1 protein-coding gene and 1 pseudogene are annotated in these 2,546 nt (G+C 70.9%); both read left to right on the forward strand.

Annotation, left to right across the window (positions count from 1 at the left end; translation table 11 throughout):
• Positions 1 to 189, forward strand: a 189-nt coding sequence (locus V3572_RS13465) for a hypothetical protein (RefSeq protein ID WP_332111531.1), incomplete at its 5' end; no start/stop codon positions are given.
• A 27-nt stretch (positions 190 to 216) separates the two neighbouring features.
• Positions 217 to 2,546 (forward strand): annotated as a pseudogene (locus V3572_RS13470) (hypothetical protein); the annotation flags it as partial.

The following is a 2,546-nucleotide window of genomic DNA, read 5'->3' on the forward strand; positions in this document are numbered from 1 at the left end:
CTGCGGACAAGGGGTGTCGTGCGTGGCACGTCCGCAGAGCGCTTCTTGAACATTCCGAGAAGATCCAGCTTGGATGGAGTTGGCTTTTTCTTTTTTGATGTGCGCGCGCGAGTGACACTCACACAACAACAACAACAAAAGAGAGAGTTGACAGGATGCGACGCTTTCAAGGGCTTTCCGTGCTCGTAACAGGCGGCACAAGCGGCATCGGAGAGTGTGCGGTGCGCCAGTTTTGCGCAGAGGGACGACCCCGAGGCCCTGATCCAGACCGGTCCCGGGCTGCCGGACTGGTCGTTTAACGCCCTGCGCCTGGCCTTCGACGGCCCCGTGTCCCGCACCCAGACCGTGCGGCTGTGGCTCATTCCGCCCTTCGCCAACCTGATCCTGGCCTTTGTCCGCAGCGCCCTGCTCCTGGCCGCCCTGTTCCTTCTGGCCCGCCGGGACAGGATGTTTTCGCCGGACAGTCCGGAAACGGCCCCGGCGCCCCCGGCCGCCCCGGTCGCCCCGGTCGCCGTCGCCGGGACGGCAGGGGCCCTGGTCCTGGCGATCCTTTTGGGGGCCGCCGCACCGGCGTCGGCCCAGGCATTCCCGCCCAAGGAGCTTTTAGAGGCCTACAAGGCCCGGCTGACCGAGCCTGCAGCCTGCTTCCCCGCCTGTCTGGGCAGCCCCCGGGCGGACATCACGGTTGCGGACGGCCGGTTGGGCATCGCCGTCCGCCTGGACGCCGCCGCGCGGACCACGGCCCCACTGCCCCGGGTGTCCGACGGCTGGCGGCCGGACACCGTCAGCCTGGACGACGCCCCGGCCCGGGAGCTTGTGCGCCGTGGCGACGAAACCCATCTGCTCTTGTCCCCTGGCGTCCACCGGGTGGTCCTGTTCGGGCCGCTGCCGACCGCCGATTCCTTTGCCGTGGACTGGCCCCTGCCGCCCCGCCGCCTCAGCGTGGCCGCGCCGGGCTTCCAGGTCCGGGGACTGGCGGCCGACGGAACGCCGGAACAGGTCGTGCGCCTGGACCGGGAAAAAAAGGACGCCGCCCAAGGCCCTGACGGGGCCATACGCCCCGAAGGGCAACCTGCGGCCGCCACCACCCGTTTCGCCCCCTTTCTGCACGTCTCCCGGACCATCACCATGGGCCTGACCTGGAGCGTCGTCACCGAGGTGACCCGCTTAAGCCCGAAGGGTGAGGCGGTGGTGGCCGAGATTCCCCTGTCGCCCGGCGAATCCGTGCTGGACGAGACGGTCAAGGCCGCAGGCGGCAAGGCCCTGGCCACCCTGCAGCCGGACCAGCAACGCCTGTCCTTCACGTCCAAACTGGCCGTGGCCCCGGAACTGGCCCTTGTGGCCCCCGTGGGGGCGCCCTTCACCGAAACCTGGACCCTGGCCCCCTGGCCCATCTGGGAGGTGGCCCCGTCGGGTGTGCCGCCGTCGCGAACCTTCGACCCCGCCGGGCAGCTGCGGCCCGTTTACCGGCCCTGGCCCGGCGAGACCCTGACCGTGCGCGTGGTCCGCCCCGGCCCGGCCCCGGGGGAGACCCTGACCATCGATTCGGCCCTGTTGCGCGTCAGCCGGGGTGAGCGGCTGGCCGAATCGTCCCTGTCGCTGCACCTGCGCGCGGCCAGGGGCCAGCGCCACGTTCTGACGCTTCCGGCCGATGCCGGGCAGATCAAGCTTCTGGTGGACGGCCGGGAGACGGCCTACGGCAGCGATCCCGCCGCTGGCGGAGGCACCGGACTGGCCCCCGGCCGGGTGGAGTTTCCCCTCAAGCCCGGGGCCCACGACGTGCTGGTGACCTGGCGGCAGGAGGCGGGCATGTCCCTTGTAGCCCACGGCCCGGCCGTGGACCTGGGGCATGCGGCGGCCAACGTGCTGGTTGAGATCGAGCTGCCCCGGGACCGCTGGACGCTTTTCGTCTTTGGGGACACGCCGCTTTCGCCCGTGGTGGGATTTTGGAGCTATCTGGCCTTCATCCTGGCGGCGGCGCTGATCCTGGGCGGTTTCCAGGCCACGCCCCTGTCCCGGCGGCAGTGGTTCCTTTTGGCCATGGGCCTGTCCCAGATACCGGCCCCGGAGGCCATGCTGGCGGCGGCCTGGCTGTTCGCCCTGGGCCTGCGCCGCACCTACGCCCCCAAGGACGGCTGGCTGGCCTTCAACGCCATGCAGACGGGCCTGGCGGCCCTGACCGTGGCCGGGCTTTTCTGCCTGTACACGGCCATCGAACGCGGCCTTTTGGGCGATCCCCTCATGCAGGTGGCCGGGAACGGCTCCTCGGCTCGGCTTATGCGCTTCACCTTCGACCGGGTGGCGGGCATGGTCCCGGACACCATGGTCGTCAGCGCGCCGCTGGTGTTTTACCGGCTGGCCATGCTGGCCTGGTCCCTGTGGATGGCCTTGGCCCTTTTGTCCTGGCTCAAGTGGGGCGTGGCCCGCTTCACCGAGGGCGGGGCGTGGCGTCGGGCGGTTCTTAGGCTGCCCCGCTTTTCCCGCCCGGCCAGGCCCGTTGCGCCCCCGCCGCCCGCCGGGGACGGCCCGGGACCGGACGCGCCCGG

Origin of the sequence: Desulfolutivibrio sp. (genome assembly GCF_036584575.1) — a bacterium.
Classification (GTDB): domain Bacteria; phylum Desulfobacterota; class Desulfovibrionia; order Desulfovibrionales; family Desulfovibrionaceae; genus Desulfolutivibrio.